The organism is Marinobacter sp., assembly GCF_041595835.1.
Classification (GTDB): Bacteria; Pseudomonadota; Gammaproteobacteria; order Pseudomonadales; family Oleiphilaceae; genus Marinobacter.
In genome coordinates, this window is sequence record NZ_JBFHJO010000008.1 from 1 (window position 1) to 14,933 (window position 14,933).

The window sequence follows — 14,933 nt, forward strand, 5'->3', positions numbered from 1 at the left end:
AAGCCCTACAGAACAAACAAGAGAAGTAGCTGCAGAGGCAGCTCTTGCTGCCAGTGCCGAGCGCATCCGGGAAGTCCTTGAAGACGCCATTGATGATGGCCGTATCACTGTGGAAAAAGACCTCGATCAGCACCACATCGTTATACGGATAGAAGAAAAAGGCTCGTTCCCCTCTGGCTCAGCAGAACTGACCTGGGAATTTGAAGGGTTGCTGCTGGAAATGGCGAAAGTGCTGGCAGACATGCCCGGAAAACTGACAGTGGAAGGCCACACCGACGACATCCCTATTCGGACGCCCCGGTTTTACAGCAACTGGGATCTTTCTGCAGCCCGCTCAGCCGCCGTTGCAAACGTTTTATTAGCCACAGGGGAGGTTGAGCCCACGCGCCTGGCCGTCAAAGGATTAGCCGACACAGAACCCCGTGTAAAAAATACCTCCCCGGGGAACAGAGCAAAGAACCGGCGCGTCGAGATCATTGTCGACCTGTCCGGCCCGCAGGAAGAAGAGCGTTTACGGCTTCAAGAACTGATAGACCATAATGCCAATGAGCGCGAAGCGATTATTGATGTTCGGTCCGCCACGCCCTGAAATGCTCTACCCAGGAAAGCAGGGCAGGAATAACCAGCAGTACAAGCACGGTAGAAAGTCCCAGGCCAAAGGCTATAGATGTGGCCATCGGGATCAGAAACTGAGCTTGTAGCGAGGTCTCAAACAGCAATGGCAACAGCCCACCAATGGTGGTGAGCGAAGTTAGCAGTACCGCCCGAACCCGCTGCACGACCGCTTCATTAAGCGCATCGGTTATCTCTAACCCTTTCTGACGCTGCTGATTATAAAAAGCCACGAGAATAATGGCGTTGTTCACCACAATGCCAGACAAACCAAACAGCCCGAACAGTGACAGAATCGTCAGCTGCAACCCCATTACCCAGTGCCCTAATAAAGCACCAATCAGTGCAAATGGGATAATGGCCATCACAATCAGCGGCAACATCCAGGACGCAAACACCCAGGCCAGCACCACGTACATCAGGGCAATGCCAATCACCAAACCGGCTTTCATGTCATCCATGGTTTCACGCTGGTCTGCCGAACGGCCCTCAAAGCTGTATGCGACACCATAACGAGCGGCAATATCAGGCAGGGCGCCAGCCTCAAGGCTTTCCAGCACTTGATCCGTAGTGGCGACCCGGGTATTAAGGGCGGAGGTCACTTCCACTGCCAGCCGGCCCTCTGCATGGCGTAGCGCCTGAAATCCTTGGCGGTGATCCAGGTTCATCACCTGCGCCAAGGGTACAAATCGGCCATCAGGTATGCGCACAGTCATCCGTTCCAGGGTGGAATACTGCTCCCGCTGATTCCTCGGCAACTGTACCCGCACTTCCACTTCGTCACGGCCATCCTGATAGATCTGGGCAACCCGACCATCAAAAGCGGCTCGCAACTGACGACCCAAATCAACAGTGGTCAGGCCCAAAGCTTCCCCATAGGAACTTACCTGATAAATCAGCTGCTCCCGACCCCAAGGCATATCATCTTCCACATCCAGTACGCCGGGCAACGTGCTCAAGGCCTGGGCGACCTCATCAGCGGCCTTTTTCAGGTCGTCTGCGTTATTGCCCGTTAAGCGGATATTGACATCACGCCCCGGCGGCCCGGCTTGGCGCTCATTAATATTCAGGGCATCCAGCCCTGCAGGTAGTTTTAGCCGGCTACGCCACTCTCGGATAAACTCTGGGTTACGCACCGAGCGTCGATCGGAGGGCACTAATTCCACCAACATGGCCCCCAACTCATCGTCATTCCTGGAACTACCCTCGGCGCCGAGGGTCGCACCATAGGTGGTGACAGCGTGCAGAATCAAATCACCACCAAGAACGTCTTCCGTTTCGGTAAGGGATTGCTGCATTTCACGCATGAAGTTCTGAACGGTTCGTTGATCCGTACCTGCAACAAAACTGGCGTTAGCGTAAAAAACTGAAGGTTCAGGTGTCGGAAAGAAGTTAAAGCCCAGCCGACCTCCGACCAACAATCCGACCGTCATAAAGGCCAACGCCAAGGCCGTCGCAACAGTCACGCCGCGGTGCCTCAGACTATATCGAGAGAAACGGCGGAATGGGCCTTCCCGGAACCGGTCAAAACTCTGCTCGAACCGGTCACGGAAACGGCTAATAGGGTTTCCTCGGAACAAACGGGCTTTTGCACCACCCCTGACATCATGCTTCACCACAAATGCCCGACGCAAATGCGCGGGCAAGACCACAAAACACTCCAGCAAAGACGCCACAAGAACACAGATCATCACCAGTGGAATATCCCCCAGGATATTGCCGATAATGCCTCCCACCACCAGCAACGGCATAAAGGCGGCAACGGTGGTCAGGGAAGATGCCAGTACCGGCCACACCATCCGTTTAGCCGCCCCTTCGGCGGCGTAGATAGACTCCTCACCCATGCGAGCATGGGCATCCGCGTCTTCGCCCACCACAATGGCGTCATCTACAATCACGCCCAATGCCATAATTAAAGCAAACAGCGACATCATATTGATGGAACCACCCAGCAGCCACAGCACAGCCAATGCCGCCATAAACGCCGTCGGGATTCCAATGGCCACCCATGCAGCCACCCGTCCGGGTAAAAACAGGTACAGCAGGGTAATGACCACTACCAGACCGCTCAGCCCATTATTTACCAACAGAGAAATTCGATCTTCCAGCAATTGCCAGGTTTCATCGTAGACTTCCATTTTGATGGTGGGCGGCAATGCCGACCGGGTTTCTTCCAGCCAGCTTTCCAGAACCCTGGCAGCAACCAGCGAGTTGCCGTTCTCAGCTCTCTGCAACTGCAGCTCTACTGCTGGCCGGCCATCGTTTTCCATGACCGTCTGGTTATCACGGCTTTCCTGATGAATAACAGCAATATCCCCTAGCTCCAGGCGAATACGATCGCCACTCAATATTGGCAGGGTTTCAAAGTCCTGGGGGCTACGGCGTTGCTCCACCGAGCGTAGTTCCCGGGTAGCATCCTGCTGGGCCATCATGCCGGCAGGAAGGTCCCTGGACAGGGCTGCCACCCGGTCAGCAATCTGCTCCAACGATAGTCCAAGGGTTTCCAGCCGTTCTACAGGCACCTCAACACTGATCTGCTGCTCTGGCAAACCCCGGATACTGATGCGGTCGATTCCCCGGTCCAGCAATTCATCTTCGAACCGGTACACCAACTGCCGTAACTCACTCCGATCTACGTCGCCGTATATCAGCAACCGGGCAACCGGCTCATAGCGTTCGACCCGGGCAACCTGCGGCTCTTCTGCATCTCCGGGCAGGTTAGAAAACTCATCCACCTGTTGGCGTACATCGTCCACTGCCTGAATCGGGTCTGTGCCCTCATTGAACTCCAGGGTAATGGCAGACACGCTTTGGGCTGAGGTCGAGGTCATTTTTTTCAGACCATCAACACTTCGTAACCGCTGCTCCAAAGGGTCAGTGATGCCCCGTTCCACGTCCTCAGCAGAGGCACCGCTCCAAACCACACGAACACTGACGACGTCCAGCGCGAAAGTCGGAAAAAACTGGATGTTCATTCGGGTCAGCGCCATCACACCACCCAGAAGCATCACCAACATCACCAGGTTGCCAGCAACCCGGTGATGAACAAAAAAACCAATGACACCCTTTTTGCGTTTCACCGGGAGCGCTCCCCGCCAGTATCTGCCAGCTCAACCTTAAGGCCCGTAACCGCATTAGGCAGGTGAGTCGTAATCAATCGAGCGCCGGGCCTGAGATGCTCGCCGGATATCAGCAACCGACGCTCACCGTTGTTGCTCTGAGCCTCTCCGATTCGCTCGACCATCACACGAGTCATTCGACCTTCATCAGTCATCAGGTAAACACTGTCAGCCCCGTACAAAGCACTGAACGGCACTTCCACAACCTGTTTTCGGGCGGGGCGCTTAAGCGTTAAGGGCAGCAACGCACCAGGACGTAGCCCGCCGGGCGGACCCTGAAGTTTCAATATGGCTTCAGTGCCGGCAGGATCCGACAATCCGGCAAAACGGGTCAGCACAAACTCATGATCTTGTTCTGAAAATGCGGTCAACTCATAGCCTTGTTCCAGTGCCGTCATCAACTCTGCCTGAAAAACCTGAGGCACTCGGGCACGCACTTCCATGCCCTGTTCCGGATACATTGAAAGCAACGCTTCATTGCGAGAGACCTGGTCCCCCACCGCTACTTGAATGCCAGTGACCACTCCATTGAAAGGTGCCACCACGGTTGCCCGCTCAATATCTCTTTTGGTAGCAATCAGATTCGCCCGGGCCTGAGCCAGTTTAGCTTCGATACTTTGTAAGCGGGCTGGATGCTCCTGAATAGCCCGTTGCCGGGTACTCACCGTGAGCTCAGCGCGGGCCAGAGCATCGGTTGCACCTTCCAGGTTTTCCCGTGAAGCCAGATTACGGCCCACCAAAGAGGCGATTCTCTCAAACTGCCGACGGGCATTCGCAAGAATGGCCTTTTCACTTTCAAGAGCGGCTTGATCATTGCGGTAGCGAACGTGTTCTAAGCGTATCTGCGCTTCAAGGTCGTCCACCTGAGCTTGCGCTTGCGTCAAGGCCGGGGCGATATCAGCTTCATCCAGCGACAACAGAAGCTGGCCCTGCTTGACACTCATACCCTCAGATACCGGCCGCTGTGCCACCCGGCCCGCCAGAGTAGCCGTAATAGTTTGTTGATCCGGCGCCATCACTTCACCATAAAGTGACAGCACCGGCACCCTGCTAGCAGGCTCTATACGCTGTACTTCTACCCGCCAACTGCGTTCCATCGCCAAAACCTCCACCGGTTCCGGCCGCGTCGCTTTCAGAACCATAAAAATGGCAATGCCAACAGCAATGATGATGAGGGGTAGCAAGCGTTTTAACATAGTCTGTTTGGAGGCTCCGGTTGGAAAGGGCTCGATAGCGGATCACGATTCCAGATACATTATTCTTTTCAGGCATTTACTAATAACCACATTCTATCAGGCTTTCAGCAAACCTGAATGAAGCTTAGATCAAACCAAAAAAAAACCCCGGGCAGATTCAAAATCTGCCCGGGGCACAAAAGTCACCCGCCGGCTATGAGAAACGGGTAACCGCCATAATCTCGGCCTACCAGCGTGCTGTTAGCGCAGCACGCACAGTGCGGCCCGGCTCGTTGACCCGATAAATGCCACCATCAGAAATATTGTCCTTACTGACGTGCATTGCCCACGTATTATCAAACAGGTTATCTACGGCCCAGGTCAGACTCAGGTTAGCCATCAGAGGATGGGTGCCAGACAGGTTAAACACGCCATACCCGGGAGATACACTAGGATCCAAACCGCCATCTTCTTCAAGGTGAACACGATCTTGACGGCGCGCTACTTCCCATTCGGCGGCCAGAACATGCCCCTGATGAGCCCAGGCGATGGTCTGGATAAACTGGATAGGCGGAATTCGCGAAAGCGCCTCATCGGCATCCCGGTTCTCACCACGAACAGATGCGAGCTTACTGCTAGTACTCCAGGTACCGTTGCTCCAACCAAGTTCACCCTCTACACCCAACAGACGCGCATCAATATTGTAATAACGATCCTGTGAACGCAGCACATAGTCCTCAACCTGATCTACCCACACCGCCGGGCGCCAATTCCAGTTGCCATCACTGCCCGATAAGCTCACTTCAAGCTTGTTGTGCTTTTCAGTATTCAGGTCAGGATTACCTACCCACGAGCCAGACATGGTTTTACGAGCAACATACCGCTCATTAACACTGGGCGAACGAACACTGTGACTTGCGGTAACTTCCAGTATCCGAGAAGGAGAAAAACGCCATTCACCAGTAACGAAGCCGCTGACGTTATCATCATTAGCCTTTACATCATTCGTACCATATTCATCCGCATACAACTTGGCAGGAGTGAAAGACATCATGCCCCCCTGCATCGGAGTAAAGCTCTGATCTGCACGCGTGGCGTCCATTTCTACCCGGTCATACCGAATACCTGCACCCAAGCGGGTATTTGCCCGAACCTGGTGGTAGCCCTCTACGAATACTCCGATCTTGTCCCGCTCGACACCAGGCCACATCAGAGAGGCTTCATTGTTGAGCATCATGCCGTTGTACATGGTGGCATCCCACTCATTGCTTTCCACATCGATACCAACAGAAATGTCTTTGGTGTAGTTAATAGTCTGATCCAGCACCAAACGGACGCCCTGAGTGCGAGTTTCCGAATTGGTCTGCATTTTCATCATTGATTCCCGCAGACTAAAATTGTCCATCACATGGTCAACATCGGCCTGCCAGGCCATCAGACTCCATGCTCCATCGGCTACCGGAGCACCAAACTCCAGGCGGTACATATCGGTATCGGTTTTCGGCGCATCCATACCCCGGCCAGGGAAGCTCACATCCCGCTCTTCCTGCCGGCTGACCATGCCTTTGATAAAGAAACCGTTATCAGCCGTCCAGGCACCATCAAAGCGGCCTTCGGAGTTTTCGTAGGAACTACGGACTTCTTTGCCATCGCCGTCTTCGTAATCATTGGCTTCATCGTAACCGCCCGACAAACGGATATAGGACTCTTCACTACCAACGGCGACACTGCCGTTCACTAATTTACCTTCACCATTATCGGAGCCACCCAGGGTCAGGTGGCCAGTTGTCAGGTTGTCATCCGCAAAAACAGGGGCCGCAGTGGTCGCCACTATCTGGCCACCAGCAATCGGGCCCCAGCGCAGAGTCCGGTTGCCGGTACGGACTTCCAGTACCGGAGCCAGTGCTGTACTCAGGCGACTGGTTGGCGGATCCATGCGGCTGGGGCAGGCGCCTTCAACCCGCATACCATCGAGCAGCACATCGACCCGCTCTTCATTCTGACCACGGACCACTGGGTCCAGCCCCCGCCCCCCCATACGTGAGAGAGATACCGAAGCATTGGTGGACAGCCGTTCGGCCGGTTCAGACTGAACCGCTGCGGCAGAAAGCCGTGCGGCCTCAGCGGACTGACCTTCTGTAACGCGTATCAGCAGTGCATTTTCTGCTTCCGTTTGGGCGTGAGCTAGTGAGCTCATGGCGCAACCAGCCAAAATCAGGCTGATACAACGGGCCAAGTGTTTTTTCACCATGCGAGGTAAATCCTTCGTAACTGTTTTGACGATTGAAAATCTTGAGATGGCGACGATTGTAAGGCGCTCACATCGATCTGCATTGAGACACAATGCCGCACCCCCTTGGAGGTACCTACCGGTGATGTATTCCCGCTATTTAAGCCGTTGACTTGCAAAATGGTGCCTGTTTGTGGTGCAATCACTGCCCTTTTTTTGGGCGGTTGCACTTTTTGCAACTTTCAATACGCGTATTCCGAGGGCTATTCCCATGACAGCAAAACTCGACGAAAAGCTGGTACCGATCTACCAGGACGTCCTTCACCGCAATCCTGGCGAGAAGGAGTTCCATCAGGCGGTTCACGAGGTTTTGGAAACTCTCGGTCCTGTTCTGGTTAAATACCCAGAGTTCGCTGACAAAAAAATTATTCAGCGCATCTGCGAACCCGAGCGTCAGATCATTTTCCGTGTGCCCTGGCAAGATGATAGCGGTGAGATCCATATCAACCGTGCGTTCCGCGTTGAATTCAACAGTGCACTGGGGCCTTATAAAGGTGGCTTGCGTTTTCACCCATCTGTCTACCTGGGCATCATCAAGTTCCTGGGCTTCGAGCAGATTTTCAAGAACGCTCTGACCGGCCTGCCCATCGGTGGCGGCAAAGGCGGCAGTGACTTCGACCCCAAGGGCAAGTCTGATGACGAGATCATGCGTTTCTGCCAAAGCCTGATGACAGAGCTTTACCGTCACCTGGGCGAATACACTGACGTTCCGGCTGGTGACATCGGCGTGGGCGGGCGCGAAATTGGCTACATGTTTGGCCAGTACAAGCGCATCACTAACCGCTATGAGTCCGGCGTATTTACTGGCAAAGGCCTGGACTGGGGCGGTAGCCGTGCCCGTACCGAAGCCACCGGATACGGTGCCGTGTTCTTCACCCATGAAATGCTGAAAGCCCGTGGTGACTCTCTGGATGGGAAAACAGTTGTGGTTTCAGGTTCCGGCAACGTAGCCATCTACGCCATGGAGAAAGCACACGAACTGGGAGCCAAAGTGATTGCCTGTTCTGATTCCCAAGGCATGATCGTGGATGAGAAGGGCATCGACCTGAAAACCGTTAAGCGCATCAAGGAAGTAGAACGCCGTCGTATCAGCGCTTACACAGAAGCTCACCCGCACGCCAAATACGTTGAAGATGGCAACATCTGGAGCATCCCGTGTGACGTGGCCCTGCCTTGCGCTACCCAGAATGAGCTCAATGGCAGCGATGCCAAAACTCTGGTAGAAAATGGCTGTATCGCTGTCGCCGAAGGCGCCAACATGCCAACTACACCGGAAGGCATCATCATCTTCCAGGACGCCAAAATCGCATACGGCCCGGGCAAAGCAGCCAACGCTGGAGGTGTAGCCACCTCCGCACTGGAAATGCAGCAAAACGCCAGCCGAGACTCCTGGACCTTTGACTACACCCAGAAACGTCTTGAGGAAATCATGATTGATATCCACAAGAACTGTTACGAAACCGCAGCCGAGTTCGGCTCCGAAGGTAACTACGTGCTGGGCGCCAATATCAATGGCTTCCTGCGGGTAGCCAAGGCCATGACGGCTATGGGCGTTATCTGATCCAGCCATGAATCGCCAGGAACCTCCTCAGTCCCCGGACCGGGTATCCACCGGTCTGGCAGGGCTGGACGAGGTTCTGGATTACCTCAGAATCGGCGATAACGTTGTCTGGCGGGTTACCCACCTTGACGATTATCGTCGTTTCGTTCTCCCCTTTGTTGATGCAGCCGCCGATTCAGGCCGGCAAATTCTCTACCTCCGCTTCGGCAACCATCCGCCGATCATTGAAAATCATTCCGCTGTACGCACTATCGAAATTGATGCCCTTGGCGGCTTCGAAAGCTTCACCAGCCGGGTCTGGCACCTGATTGAACAGCATGGTCGGGGAGCCTTTTATGTGTGCGACAGCCTGAGTGAACTACTTAATGCCTGGGCCACCGATGCCATGGTGGGCAATTTCTTTCGAGTCGTGTGTCCTTTCCTGTTCGAACTGGATACCGTTGCCTGGTTTGCCCTGCACCCGGACCGCCATTCCCGGATGACACTGGACCGTATCCGCCAGACGACTCAGGTAATGCTCGACGTTCACCGGCATGGCGACAATGTACAGGTACAACCGATCAAGGCCTGGCGCCGGCAGTCGCCAACCATGTTCCTCCCCCACCGGGAGCACAATGGACAGTTTCGTCCGATCACCGATAGCAGTGATGCCACGAGACTACAAGCTGCGCTGGAGCAGGACAGCCTGCATAGCCAGCCCTTGCTGGACTACTGGGACCGCCTGTTCCAGGAGGCCAGTCGGGCGCTGTCCGCAAAGGATCCCGAAACCATCGCCGCCTTGCAGGAGCAGGTCCTTCAGGTTCTGGTGAGCAGAGATCCTCAGATACTGGATCTGGCCCGGCGTTACCTGTCACTGGAGGACCTGCTGACTATCCGCAGCCGGTTGGTCGGCAGCGGCTATATTGGCGGCAAGGCCACGGGTATGCTGATTGCCCGTAACATCCTGCTAAAAGACGACCCTCAACAATGGCAGAAGCAACTGGAACCCCATGATTCCAGCTATCTGGGTACCGATGCGTATTACGCTTTTCTGGTACACAATGGCCTATGGCCGGCCATTATGCGCCAGCGCTCCGCCGCGGGTTACCTGAAAGAAGCTCCGGCGCTGCAGAACGGCATTCTGAAGGGTCATTTTCCAAACGAAATCCGAGCCGATCTCGAGAGGTTGCTCGACCATTACGGGCAGTATCCGATTCTTGTGCGCTCCTCCAGCCTGCAGGAAGACGGCTTCGGCAATGCTTTTGCAGGCAAATACGATAGTGTATTTCTGGTCAATCAGGGTTCACCTGAGCAGCGAATAGCAGCGCTGGAAGACGCCATTCGGCAAGTCTATGCCTCATCCATGAGTGAAGATGCACTGGTGTACCGAAAACAACGGGGTCTGGATCAGCGGGAGGAGCCCATGGCACTGCTGATTCAGCGGGTTAATGGCCGTTTTCATAACCGCTACTACCTGCCAGACGCCGCTGGCGTAGGGGTCTCTCGCAACACCTTCGCCTGGGATCCCAGTATGGCCCCCGAAGCTGGCATGGTGCGACTGGTGATGGGGTTGGGCACCCGGGCGGTTGACCGTATTGAAGGTGACCATGCCTGCGTAATGGCGCTGGATCATCCCACCCGGCAACCCTTTCGCAATCAGAACGAAAACTTCCGTTTTTCCCAACATCTTGTTGATCTACTTGATCTGGAAACCGGGGGCCTTGAAACCCGCCCTCTGAGTCAGCTTCTCAGTGCCACACAAGACCTGCCCATGAAGCATCTGGCGGAGGTGGACAGGGACGCCACCACCCGAGCCGAGCAGATCGGCCTTGACGGCCCTGTGTGGCGCCTGACTTTCCGGCCACTGGTGCAAGGCAGCCCGTTTATTGACCGACTATCGAGTTTGCTAACCACGCTTGAAGCCGGTTACCGCCACCCGGTGGATGTAGAATTCACCCTGCACCTGAATGCTCAGGGCGACCCCTCATTCAATCTGGTTCAATGCCGCCCCCTGGCCACTATTGGTGAAACCGGCCCCGTACAGATGCCCGACCCGCTTCCGGCATCCCGGCTGCTATTCCACACCCAGGGCCACTTTATGGGCGGCAATATAAATCTGGCCATTACACGGGTAATTCGTGTCGACGCCCCGGTTTATGCTCGTTTGAATACCAGCGAACGCTATCAGGTTGCCCGGCTGATCGGTCGCATCATGCGGCTGTCTGCCGAACCCACTATGCTGATCGGCCCAGGGCGCTGGGGCACCAGCAGTCCGGAACTGGGCGTACCTGTACGCTTTTCTGACATTGCCGGCGTCGCCGCTCTGATTGAAGTATCAGAGAATGCCGGCGACATGGTTCCAGATCTGTCCTACGGCTCCCACTTTTTCCAGGATCTGGTTGAAAGCGGCATAGCTTACGCTGCGCTGTTCCCCGACACGGCACACTGCCAGTATCACCCAGACCGCCTGCCACCGTGCCAACCTGATACAACCTGTGAGCCAGGCAGCCCGGCTGGTGCGGCAGTGCAGGTGCATCATATTACGCCGAACAGACTGCAGCTGACCGGAGATGTCGTCAGCCAGCAACTGGTGTGTTATTTCCTGGATTGATCCCTGACAAAAGGTCGCACGTTCAGCACGTGCGTAGCGACCACTTGCTGCTAGAATGCCCTCATGGAATGGCTCACACACTCTCAAACCGGTTTTCGCCAGGCTGCCCGCTATTTGCTCGGCATGCGACTGGCCATTATTGCTACTCAGCTAATGGCGATCGCCGTTGCTGAATCTGTTATCACGCTGGCCCACCGCGCCGAAGCCCTGTTAGTTGGCTTGCTGTATGCGGTGCTGGCAGTACTTGGCTGGCTTTGGCTCAATCGACGGCCACCAAAATCCTCGTTACCCATCAGCCTGACACTAACCGCCGACCTGCTGCTGATTGGCCTATGGCTTTATCTCACCGGAGGCTACACCAATCCACTGGTTTCCGTCCTATTGCTGCCCATTGCCGTTGGGATCATTCTGGTTCCCACCCGACAAAGTATCGGCCTGACACTGGCAGGCATTGCTATTTATACTGCTTTGGTGCTTTGGCACACCCCCATAGCACATCATCACCATGATACTGATCTTGCTCAGTTACATCTGGTTGGCATGTGGGTAACCTTTGCCCTCACAGCCGTCATTCTGCTGGTGGTCGTTGGCACACTGGCTCGCCGACTCCGGCACCAGCAAAGCCAGCTGTCCGAGTTCCGGGAAAGCCGGCTTCGGGATGAACAGGTCATTGCACTTGGCCTGTCGGCTGCTGCCGTGGCTCACCGGCTCGGCACCCCACTGAACACGATGACTCTGCTTTTGGACGAAATCCGGTCACACACTGCCGGTCAAGACTCTCCGGAACTGACTGAAGACTTAGACCTCTTGAACCAGCAAGTAACCCTCTGCAGCAACCACCTGCAACAACTGACCAAAACCGCTGTCGAGGCCAAAACCGCTCAGCTAGAAATCCTGACCGTTAAAGACTGGCTGGCCAGACTGCGGGAATCAGCTACATTATTGTGGCCATCCAGCCCGGTGCAATGGTCAGATAATCATCCAGACATCCATGTCTCGGTTGACACTATCCTTGATCAGGCCGTACTTAATCTTTTGGCAAACGCCCTGACCGCCAGCCCGAATTGGGTATCCGTCAGTAGCCGGTTAACCGATACGAGTCATGTAGAAATAGTGGTAGAAGACCACGGCGTGGGCTTGGAGGCCGCAATGCAAGGCGCACCCGGCGGTGAGATTGTCGATTCACGAAACGGTTTAGGGGTTGGGCTCTTCTTATCCAACGCCACCATTCAAAGGCTGGGAGGAAATCTCAAGGCAAGAACCAGTGAATCAGGGACCACGATGATGATCGAACTGCCGATTGCAGATCCTGAAAACACGGAGGCAAATTGACATGTCTGCTCAGGAGAAATGGCTGCTGGTGGATGATGACCAAGCATTCCTTCAGGTTCTGACCCGATCACTCGCCCGCAACGACATAGAAGCCACACCCGCACACGACCATAAAAGTGCGCTCAATGCGGCTCATTCAAACAACTTTAACAAGTGTGTACTGGATTTGAACCTGGCAGGTGAAAGCGGCCTGCAGCTGCTACCAGAACTGCTAAACAGCAACCCCGATCTCGATATTCTGGTTCTCACAGGGTATGGCAGCATAGCCACAGCGGTTGAGGCCATGCGCCGGGGCGCCATTAACTACCTCTGCAAACCCGTCACAGTGCAGCAACTGATCAACGGTTTCGCGCCCCTTGAGGCACCGCCGGAGTTGCGACCAGAGCCACCATCTGTTGAAGAAATGGAATGGGAACATATTCAGAGGGTACTGAATGAACACGACGGTAATATCTCAGCTACCGCCCGCGCCCTCAACATGCATCGAAGAACTCTCCAGCGCAAACTGCAAAAGCACTCACGCTGGCGTTAAATCAACAACCATCGCGACCGGTCAGGGCCTTCCACGCGTCATAACTGCTGAGGTAAACCCGACCGCCCATGTGCTCGAGCAATTCCGTGCCTTTAAGCCGGTCCATCACCGGGCCTTTTACTTCTGACAAGTGCAACCGCACTCCGGCATCGTTAAGTCGCTCACTCATCGCTTCCAGACTTTCCAGTGCCGATGCATCAATAAGGTTTATGGCGGTACAAACCAGAACAAGATCGGTCAGCTTCGGCTCTTGAGCAACAAGATCCATAACGGTCTCTTCCAGAAAACGCGCATTGGCAAAATATAAACTCTCATCCACCCGCAAAAAGGTGACTTTCGGGCACAGCTCCACATCATGACGCAGGATATTCCGGAAATGCTCCGTGCCAGGAACGCGCCCCACAACCGCACAGTGAGGGCGGCTGGTACGGTATAAGAACAGGCCGATAGACAAAGCAACGCCCGCAATGATCCCAGCCTCAACACTATGAACCAATGTCAGCACGATCGTGGCCAACATGGCACCAAAATCCGTCCTCGAATAACGAAAAATGCGGAAGAGGGCGGGCAGATCAATCAGAGTCACAACCGCTACAATAATGGTCGCTGCCAAAGTCGCCTGGGGCAACCAGGCAATCGCCGGAGTGAGAAAAACGGTCGCAAGAGCAATACCTATCGCAGCATAGGCACCGGCAGCCGGTGTTTCTGCTCCCGCATCAAAATTTACAACAGAACGGGAAAAACCGCCGGTTACTGGCATACCTCCAGAGAAGCCAGCACTAAGATTGGCTGTGCCCAAGCCGATTAACTCCTGATCCGGGTCAATCCGTTGGCGCCGTTTGGCCGCAAGCGTCTGTCCCACGGATACCGACTCAACAAAACCTACTACGCTGATCAATAGTGCACTGACTGCCAACTGAGACCAGAGCGAAGGGTCCAGGCTAGGCATGGAAAACGACGGCAACCCCGAAGGTACTTCGCCAACCAACCTGACGCCACTCTCATCCAGGCTCAGGCCCCAGGCCAGTATGGCAGTGACGACTACCGCAAGAATAGGGGCGGTTTTCGTGAAAATGGCTGCCGTTCCGGGTGCCATACCCAGTTTATTCAGTAAAGGTTTCAGGAAACGTCTGGACCAGAACAGAAAAAGCAGAGCTCCGACGCCGACCAGAAGAGTCGGGATATTGGTGCTCCCCAAAGACCCTAACAAGGAACCCACAATATCCAGCAAGTTATGGCCCGATGCCTGAATACCAAACAGATGCTTAAGCTGGCTGGCCGCAATAACAATGCCCGAGGCTGAAATAAAGCCCGAGATAACAGGGTGACTGAGGAAGTTCGCCAGAAAACCCAGCTTCATCACCCCCATTACCGTCAGCATCAGACCAGACATAACAGCAATCAGCACGGCACCGGCAATGTACTCAGCCGAGCCAGCTTCGGCTAATGGGGCCAGCGCAGCGGCTGTCATCAGCGATACAACGGCCACAGGCCCAACAGAGAGGGTTCGACTGGTGCCGAACAGGGCATAGACCACCAACGGCAGTATACTGGCATACAACCCCACCTGGGCAGGCAATCCGGCCAGCAGTGCATATGCAAGAGACTGAGGAATCAGCATCACCGTGACAATAAGCGCCGCGATCAGGTCATTGGATGCCTGACTGCGGCTGTATTCAGGTGCCCACTGAAGTATCGGCAAATAGCGTTTCAGGTTCATAC

9 protein-coding genes are annotated in these 14,933 nt (G+C 54.9%); 5 read left to right on the top strand and 4 right to left on the bottom strand.

Going from position 1 to position 14,933, the window contains the following annotated elements:
- The coding region (locus ABYA77_RS04850) for an OmpA family protein (protein ID WP_372964821.1) at window positions 1–589 on the top strand (589 nt) is incomplete at its 5' end.
- Here ABYA77_RS04850 and ABYA77_RS04855 read toward each other — a convergent pair.
- The 3 genes from ABYA77_RS04855 to ABYA77_RS04865 form a co-directional block, all read right to left on the bottom strand.
- Window positions 561–3,692: an efflux RND transporter permease subunit gene (locus ABYA77_RS04855; RefSeq protein WP_372964822.1), complete on the bottom strand. Its 3,132-nt coding sequence runs from the start codon at window positions 3,690–3,692 to the stop codon at window positions 561–563. The two genes, ABYA77_RS04850 and ABYA77_RS04855, sit on opposite strands and share 29 nt — an antisense overlap.
- Window positions 3,689–4,927 (bottom strand): efflux RND transporter periplasmic adaptor subunit, encoded by a 1,239-nt coding sequence (locus tag ABYA77_RS04860; protein WP_372964823.1) that lies wholly within the window; start codon window positions 4,925–4,927, stop codon window positions 3,689–3,691. The genes ABYA77_RS04855 and ABYA77_RS04860 overlap by 4 nt, the downstream gene beginning before the upstream one ends.
- A 226-nt stretch (window positions 4,928–5,153) precedes the next feature.
- On the bottom strand, window positions 5,154–7,157 hold the full coding sequence (locus tag ABYA77_RS04865) for a TonB-dependent receptor domain-containing protein (protein WP_372964824.1): 2,004 nt from the start codon (window positions 7,155–7,157) through the stop codon (window positions 5,154–5,156).
- A gap of 250 nt (window positions 7,158–7,407) precedes the next feature.
- Here ABYA77_RS04865 and gdhA point away from each other — a divergent pair, with 250 nt between their 5' ends.
- The 4 genes from gdhA (at window position 7,408) to ABYA77_RS04885 (ending at window position 13,211) form a co-directional block, all read left to right on the top strand.
- Window positions 7,408–8,757 (top strand): NADP-specific glutamate dehydrogenase, encoded by a 1,350-nt coding sequence (gdhA, locus tag ABYA77_RS04870; protein ID WP_372964825.1) that lies wholly within the window; start codon window positions 7,408–7,410, stop codon window positions 8,755–8,757.
- 7 nt (window positions 8,758–8,764) lie between these two features.
- Window positions 8,765–11,347 carry a PEP/pyruvate-binding domain-containing protein gene (locus ABYA77_RS04875; protein WP_372964826.1) on the top strand — a complete coding sequence of 861 codons (2,583 nt, stop codon included), beginning with the start codon at window positions 8,765–8,767 and terminating at the stop codon, window positions 11,345–11,347.
- 63 nt (window positions 11,348–11,410) lie between these two features.
- Entirely contained in the window at window positions 11,411–12,679 is a 1,269-nt protein-coding gene (locus ABYA77_RS04880) for an ATP-binding protein (protein WP_372964827.1), read from the top strand.
- Window position 12,680: 1 nt separating this feature from the next.
- Window positions 12,681–13,211: a response regulator transcription factor gene (locus tag ABYA77_RS04885; RefSeq protein ID WP_372964828.1), complete on the top strand. Its 531-nt coding sequence runs from the start codon at window positions 12,681–12,683 to the stop codon at window positions 13,209–13,211.
- A 1-nt stretch (window position 13,212) separates the two neighbouring features.
- On the opposite strand, the gene ABYA77_RS04890 is transcribed toward ABYA77_RS04885, so the two are convergent.
- Window positions 13,213–14,931 carry a SulP family inorganic anion transporter gene (locus ABYA77_RS04890; protein WP_372964829.1) on the bottom strand — a complete coding sequence of 573 codons (1,719 nt, stop codon included), beginning with the start codon at window positions 14,929–14,931 and terminating at the stop codon, window positions 13,213–13,215.
- Window positions 14,932–14,933: the final 2 nt, after the last annotated feature.

Excerpts from the sequence above, each read along its gene's own strand:
- ABYA77_RS04865 (WP_372964824.1), bottom strand. The coding sequence starts at position 7,157 with ATGGTGAAAAAACACTTGGCCCGTTGTATCAGCCTGATTTTGGCTGGT.
- ABYA77_RS04890 (WP_372964829.1), bottom strand. The coding sequence starts at position 14,931 with ATGAACCTGAAACGCTATTTGCCGATACTTCAGTGGGCACCTGAATAC.
- ABYA77_RS04885 (WP_372964828.1), top strand. The coding sequence starts at position 12,681 with ATGTCTGCTCAGGAGAAATGGCTGCTGGTGGATGATGACCAAGCATTC.
- gdhA (WP_372964825.1), top strand. The coding sequence starts at position 7,408 with ATGACAGCAAAACTCGACGAAAAGCTGGTACCGATCTACCAGGACGTC.
- ABYA77_RS04880 (WP_372964827.1), top strand. The coding sequence starts at position 11,411 with ATGGAATGGCTCACACACTCTCAAACCGGTTTTCGCCAGGCTGCCCGC.
- ABYA77_RS04860 (WP_372964823.1), bottom strand. The coding sequence starts at position 4,927 with ATGTTAAAACGCTTGCTACCCCTCATCATCATTGCTGTTGGCATTGCC.
- ABYA77_RS04875 (WP_372964826.1), top strand. The coding sequence starts at position 8,765 with ATGAATCGCCAGGAACCTCCTCAGTCCCCGGACCGGGTATCCACCGGT.